Source organism: Lysinibacillus zambalensis, from assembly GCF_040183165.1.
Classification (GTDB): Bacteria; Bacillota; Bacilli; order Bacillales_A; family Planococcaceae; genus Lysinibacillus; species Lysinibacillus zambalensis.
In genome coordinates, this window is record NZ_JBEGDG010000036.1 from 26737 (window position 1) to 34049 (window position 7313).

The window sequence follows — 7313 nt, forward strand, 5'->3', positions numbered from 1 at the left end:
TTAATTCTCCTCTTTTTCAATTAATGATTGACCTGTCATTTCAGAAGGTTGTGACACCTCTAATAATTCTAACATGGTTGGCGCCAAATCGGCTAAAATGCCACCATTTCTTAACATTAAATTTGATTTTGTCACAATTACTGGAACAGGATTTGTTGTATGAGCTGTCATCGGAGCCCCTTCTAAAGTAAGTACTTCATCAGAGTTCCCATGGTCAGCTGTAATAATAGCTGCGCCACCTTTTGCAAGGAGTGCATCTACTACTTTCCCAAGACATTCATCGACTGTTTCAATGGCCTTGATTGTTGGCTCCAACATTCCGCTATGCCCAACCATGTCAGGGTTAGCGAAATTAAGAATAATGCCATCAAATTTATCGGCCTCAATCTCTGCAAGCAATGCTTCTGTTACCTCATAAGCACTCATTTCAGGTTTTAAATCGTATGTTGCAACCTTTGGAGATGCAATTAAAATACGTTCTTCCCCGTCAAATTTATCCTCACGACCACCACTCATAAAGAATGTAACATGTGGATACTTTTCTGTTTCTGCAATACGAAGCTGTGTTTTACCATTAGAAGCTAACACTTCACCAATCGTATTTTTCAAGTTGTCGTTTTCATACGCAACTTGTGCATTTACTTCATCACTATAATGTGTGAAAGATACAAATTTTAAATTCTTTGGATGTTTAGCTGATATTGCAAAGCCATCAAATTCATCATTTGTAAACACTTTAGATAGTTGAATCGCACGGTCAGGGCGGAAATTGAAGAAAATAACTGCGTCATTATCGTCAATCGTTGCCACTGCTTCCCCATGCTCTTGAACGCTAAATGGAATAACAAACTCATCTGTTACATCACGTTCATATGATTCAGCTACACCACTTGTTGCACTATCAGCTGTTTGACCAACACCATCAACTAGTACATTGTACGTAAGGGCTACTCGATCCCATCGTTTATCACGATCCATCGCATAATAACGACCATGAATAGAAGCGAATTGACCTACGCCAATTTCCTCCATTTGTTTTTCAGTTTCTTTAATATAGTCTAAAGCTGTTGTCGGTCCAACATCACGACCATCTAAGAAACCATGTACAAAGACTTTGTCTAAGCCTTGTTGCTTTGTAAGCTTTAATAGTGCAAACATATGCTCATAGTGACTATGTACGCCACCATCTGATAGTAAGCCCATAATATGAAGCTTAGATTGATGTGCTTTCACATGTGCCATGGCATCCAAAAATGCTTGATTCGTAAAGAAATCTCCTTCACGAATTGATTTGTTTAAGCGTGTTAAGCTTTGATAGACAATACGTCCAGCACCGATATTCAGGTGTCCAACTTCAGAGTTCCCCATTTGACCATTGGGTAACCCCACCGCTTCACCTGCTGCCGTTAATGTTGAGTGCGGAAACTCATTCCAAAAACGATCGAAATTAGGTTTGTTTGCCTGAGCTACTGCATTTCCGAACGTTTCATCGCGGAATGCAAAGCCGTCTAAAATAATTAATGCTACTGGCTTTTTAGGCATTTGCTGCCGCCTCCAATAATTTTAAATATGAATCTGGTTGTAAGCTTGCACCGCCAACTAAAGCACCATCGATATGCTCTTTTGATAATAATTCCTGAATGTTTTCAGGTTTTACGCTACCGCCATATTGAATACGTACAGCAGCGGCCGTTTCAGCATTATATAATTCCTTAATTACTGCACGAATTGCTCCGCATACTTGGTTAGCATCTTCTGCTGTAGCTGTTTTCCCTGTACCAATTGCCCAAATAGGCTCGTAGGCGATTACCATATGCTCTACTTCTTGTGCCTCAAATCCAGCAAGTGCAGCTGTAATTTGATGAGCAACTTTTTGCTCAGTAGTTCCCGCTTCACGTTCCTCAAGCGTTTCTCCACAGCAAATAATTGGTACGATATTATGTGCAAGTGCTGCAGCAACCTTTTTATTGATAGCTTCATCTGTTTCGTTATAATATTCACGTCGTTCAGAATGTCCTAAAATAACATAGTCTACTTCCACACTTGCTAACTGAGCTGGACTAACTTCTCCAGTAAAGGCACCTTCGTTTTCATAGTGCATCGTTTGTGCACCAATAGCTAACTCAGATTCACTCGCAACTTGGACAAGCGTAGGTAGGTAAAGTGCTGGTGCACAAACAACAGCGTCTACTTTATCATTTGAAGGAATTTTGTCCTGTACCGCATCGACAAACTGAATAGCCTCTTCAAATGTTTTATACATTTTCCAGTTACCTGCAATAATTGGTTTGCGCATTGTTTTTGCCTCCTATATTTTTTATTCCGTTTTACTTATCGTTTAATGCCACAATTCCCGGAAGTTCTTTCCCTTCCATCAATTCAAGTGATGCTCCGCCACCTGTAGAAATATGGTCCATTTTATCGGCAACTTCAAATTTTTCTACTGCTGCTGCAGAATCCCCACCACCGATTACTGTATAACCAGTTGTTGTTGCCATAGCTTCAGCTACAGTTTTTGTACCATTCGCAAATTTATCCATTTCAAAGACACCCATTGGTCCATTCCAAATGATTAATTTAGAATCTTTAATAACCTCTGCATATTTAGCAGCCGTTTTCGGACCAATATCTAAGCCCATCCAATCTGCTGGTATAGCGTCTACATCAACAATTTTTGTTTCAGCATCTTTAGAAAATTCGTTTGCGACAACTGCATCGATTGGCATATGTAATTGCACGCCTTTTGCCTTTGCCTTTTCAATAAAGGATTTTGCTAAGTCGATTTTATCTTCCTCTAATAAAGATTTACCGATATCATAGCCTTGCGCTTTAATGAATGTGAATGATAAACCGCCACCGATAATTAAGTGATCCACTTTTTCTAATAAGCTTTCAATTACACCGATTTTATCTTTTACTTTGGCACCACCGATAATGGCTGTAAATGGATGCTCTGGCTTAGATAATGCTTTACCTAGCACATCTAATTCCTTTTGCATAAGGAAACCAGATACTGCCGGTACATGTTTAGCAATTCCTTCAGTTGACGCGTGTGCACGGTGAGCTGCGCCGAACGCATCATTAACGTAAACGTCCGCTAATTTTGCAAATTGCTCTGCTAATGCAGCATCATTTTTTTCTTCACCAGCGTGGAAGCGCACATTTTCAAGTAACATAATGTCACCATTTTGCATGTTTGCAACAGCAACTTCTACTTTATCACCAATTGACTCATCTAATTTAGTAACAGGCTTACCCATTAATTCCGCTAAACGTACACCTACTGCAGTTAAGCGCATATCCTCTTTTACTTCACCCTTTGGACGTCCTAAATGAGAGGCTAAAATGACTTTGGCACCTTGCTCCACTAAATATTCAATTGTAGGGATTGCTGCTCGGATACGTGTTTCGTCAGTAATCGCACCATCTGCCATCGGTACATTAAAATCAACACGTACAAATACGCGCTTCCCTTTTACATCAATATCTTTCATCGTCTTCTTATTTAACATGAAGAAACCCCCTTCAAAGTTTTAGTCATGAAATTCCTGGATTCACCCATCTTGGCTCCTCACATCATTCACGTAACTGTTTTATTGTTCCATCAACACATAAAGTTATAACAAGCCTTTTCAGCTAGTATCATCCAAACATTTAATGAAATACTCTGACTTATCATCAAAAGTTAGACATGGCATTTGTTAAAATATGTACTCAAGGAGCCGCCCGGTCGGAACGGACATCAACCCACATTTTGGAGAGTACCCTTTACTTGCCTTTATAGTAGCAAAAGTCACGTTCTATGTCTTGCAATTGCATAACCTGCACGTCGAATTTATATTACGTATAAAAAAGGAGTAAGGGTAAATTTCCCTTACTCCATTACCCTTGTATATTATATCCGTTAGATATTATAAAGGCTATACTTTTTGTGCGCAAAAAGCAGTATTATGTCACACTTTTTACTTTAGTTATCGAATTATGACACTTATTTATTGTTAAATCCTTTTTCTGCGATATATAAAGCTAAGTCCATTAAACGAGTAGAGTAACCAATTTCGTTATCATACCATGCTAGAACCTTTACCATACTATTTTCTAATACCATTGTAGAAAGACCATCTACAGTTGAAGAGTTATGGTTACCATTGTAGTCAATTGACACTAATGGAAGCTCGTTGTATCCTAAAATACCTTTAAGCTCTTTTTCTGAAGCTTCTTTTAATGCAGCATTAATGGATTCTTTTGTTACTTCTGATTTTAGCTCTACTACTAAGTCAACACATGACACGTTTGGTGTTGGTACACGCATAGAGAAGCCGTCTAATTTACCTTTTAATTGAGGTAATACTTTTGAAACTGCTACTGCTGCCCCTGTTGTTGTTGGAATCATTGACACTGCACCAGCACGTGCGCGACGTGGATCAGAGTGCGGGAAGTCAAGGATACGTTGATCGTTTGTATATGAGTGAATTGTCGTCATCATACCACGCTCAATACCAAATTTTTCATCAAGTATTTTTGCAACTGGTGCTAGACAGTTTGTTGTACAAGAAGCGTTTGAAATAACATCATCTGTTTCAGGGTTATAATCTTCATGGTTAACACCCATTACAAACGTTGGCATTTCGCCCTTCGCTGGAGCTGAAAGGATAGCTTTTTTTGCACCTGCTTGAACATGTTTTCCTACTTCTTCCATCGAACGGAATCTACCTGTACATTCAAGTACTACATCTACGCCTAGTTCGCCCCAAGGTAAGTTAGCAGGATCTTTTTCTGCATACACGTTAATTTTCTTTCCATTTACTACGAAAGAATCGCCTTCTGCATAAACATCAGCATCGTAGATACCGTGTACTGAATCATAAGTTAATAAGTGTGCAAGTTGACCTGCATCTGTTAGATCATTTACTGCAACCACTTCGATTTCATCGTGTTTCATAGCTTCACGAAATACTAATCGTCCAATACGTCCAAATCCGTTAATCGCTAATTTTAATGCCATTGTCAATTCCTCCAATATTGTTTAAATAATTTATTTTTGCCTCGGACATATATAATATCCGCAATTGGCTTTATTCTCATTCAAGGGTTTTTAACACCCGCTTAAATACGAGTTCCATAGTCATTTATAAAGAAGGTAAACCTTCAGCAATCGCTTTTGCGGCTACCTCATCCGTTATAAAAACGGTTTGCTTTGGTGCTACCTTAAAGTACGATAGCATTGCCTTCACTTTTTGTTTACCAGCAGCAACTGCTATGATTTTCTTACTTCTTTGAACTTGCTCAAACTGAATACCGATTGTTCGAATTCGATGTACAATTTCGCCTTCTGCATTGAAATAATAGCCAAACGCTTCACTAACTGCACCCTTTTCTTCGAGTATCCGTAAATCTTCAGGCGATGAATTGCGACGAACAGCCATTTCCTCTGCTGAGCCAATACCATGGATTACACAATCTGCATGATCATAATAATTCATCATTTCAGTTACCATTGGCTCTGTTAACATTGCTTGATAGGCCTGCTCACTTAAATGCTCCGGTAAAAACAAAGTGCGATACTGTGCATTCATTTGCATGGCAAATGTTGAGACAAGTGTATTGGCTTGCATTCGCATTTCATGTCCAATACCACCACGAGCAGCAACAAATGTGATGTTGTGTGTATCAGCTGGATGTAAAAATTGTGCAAGTGATGCAACCGACTTTCCACCTGTAACAGCTACTGTTTGACCATCAAAGCTAGTTTCCATAAATTGTTGTGCTGCCTCTTTTCCAAGCAATGTTAATATCGTATCGTCTTCATTGTAATCACCTGGAACAACAATTACATGCTGTAAGCCAAAATGGTTTTCCAATAATTTAGCTAGCTGTGTCAGACCAGACCATTCATAAACTAGTGCTCGTAGCTTATCAATAACTGCTTCACCTTCGTCTGTACATACCATACCCGACTTTTGAGAATCTAATAACCCTTGCTCACGTAAAATATCCGTTTCTTTACGAATTTCGCGTTCGGTCATTTTAAGTGAATCTGCAAGTGTACGACGCCCAATTGGCTGCATAAGCTGAACTGTTTGCAAAATACGATATCTCGATTGTAGAAGCGGATACATTTCTGGAAGTAGCCTTTGCTGTGCCTCAGGTACAGATAACATATTAACCTACTCCCTTTTTAATAGTTGTGGGTTAAATTACGTCCCACTATATAAAATTATGTCCCACTTACAACTTTATTATAATACGCTTTAAAATAAAGAGCAAGTAAATGCTATGTATTGGCATTGAAAATTATTTTAAGCATAGTGGCCTAATTACGCCTGTGTTGAGTTTCATTGGAATGTGGGGCTCTTTAATGGCTCTTCGGCATATCGAAGGGGTGATTTCCATTCCAGGCTACTCGCTTCGCTTTCGTACAGAGCAAAGCTTTCTGTGGACGAGCGTCGAGCCGCTTCCTCCGCTAAAGGAACGAAGGCTAAATGCGTCACGTCCTGTGACAATGCCTCCGTGACCAACATCATGTTTGCCTCAGGGTCTCACCTGTCTCGCTTTCCCACGTGAGTCGAGTAGTCTTCCACTCCAATCAGCAATAGTGTAGAATTTTTATAAATTTATTCCGCGTAACAGTGCGGTAAGATCGTGAAATCAAACAAGATCTCTAACCATTTTGTTTTTCAACATAATAAAAACCCGTAACCAAATTTGTCATGGTTACGAGTTTTTTTGTTAGCTTATTTTGTGAAAGATAAAATTGCGTTTTTCTTAAATCCGCCTAAAGCTTTTGTTGCTTCATTTTTATTTGTGTATTCAAAAATACGAACGTCCTTTTTCTCAAATACTGTAATAACCCACATTGTAAATTCTCCCTTCAAATATACTTTTTTGTATTATAACAACCACTTAAAATGTGATACTTTTGATAAACTGTTTTATAACAACTTCTTACTGATTCCTATTCTACTCCTTTTTTTAAAAAAATAAAGCCTAATGTGAAGGTCTTCACAAACTGTTCAAATTCTAAACGTTTTCATTGAACAATTTGTGAATTGTCGTTATTACCGCTAAAAATTTGGGTAAATTAAAAATTCATCTACACATTACGTGTTACGCCCCACTTTCATCGCCTGAAGACTACATAATTGGCAGGAGCGAGCCATAATAATATCGTTTGGATGAACATTTACTAAAAAACTGCAAATAAAAAAAGCCGAGGAATGAATCCTCGACTTTTTCAGGTGCCTAGCGACGTCCTACTCTCACAGGGGGAAGCCCCCAACTACCATCGGCGCTAAAGAGCTTAACTTCCGTGT

General features: G+C 38.8%; 6 protein-coding genes and 1 rRNA gene. All 7 read right to left on the minus strand.

What is annotated here, in order from left to right:
• Nucleotides 1-1542: a 2,3-bisphosphoglycerate-independent phosphoglycerate mutase gene (gene gpmI / locus ABNX05_RS24795; protein ID WP_349662131.1), complete on the minus strand. Its 1542-nt coding sequence runs from the start codon at nucleotides 1540-1542 to the stop codon at nucleotides 1-3.
• Nucleotides 1535-2296 carry a triose-phosphate isomerase gene (gene tpiA / locus ABNX05_RS24800; RefSeq protein ID WP_349662132.1) on the minus strand — a complete coding sequence of 254 codons (762 nt, stop codon included), beginning with the start codon at nucleotides 2294-2296 and terminating at the stop codon, nucleotides 1535-1537. The genes gpmI and tpiA overlap by 8 nt, the downstream gene beginning before the upstream one ends.
• 31 nt (nucleotides 2297-2327) lie before the next feature.
• Nucleotides 2328-3512 (minus strand): phosphoglycerate kinase, encoded by a 1185-nt coding sequence (locus tag ABNX05_RS24805; protein WP_349662133.1) that lies wholly within the window; start codon nucleotides 3510-3512, stop codon nucleotides 2328-2330.
• A 476-nt stretch (nucleotides 3513-3988) separates the two neighbouring features.
• A complete protein-coding gene (gene gap / locus ABNX05_RS24810) occupies nucleotides 3989-5005 on the minus strand; it encodes a type I glyceraldehyde-3-phosphate dehydrogenase (protein ID WP_349662134.1) in 1017 nt (338 codons plus the stop codon).
• A gap of 124 nt (nucleotides 5006-5129) precedes the next feature.
• A complete protein-coding gene (locus ABNX05_RS24815) occupies nucleotides 5130-6161 on the minus strand; it encodes a sugar-binding transcriptional regulator (RefSeq protein ID WP_349662135.1) in 1032 nt (343 codons plus the stop codon).
• 573 nt (nucleotides 6162-6734) lie between these two features.
• A complete protein-coding gene (locus ABNX05_RS24820) occupies nucleotides 6735-6857 on the minus strand; it encodes a hypothetical protein (RefSeq protein ID WP_263297453.1) in 123 nt (40 codons plus the stop codon).
• A 383-nt stretch (nucleotides 6858-7240) separates the two neighbouring features.
• A 5S ribosomal RNA gene (gene rrf / locus ABNX05_RS26470) occupies nucleotides 7241-7313 on the minus strand; the annotation flags it as partial.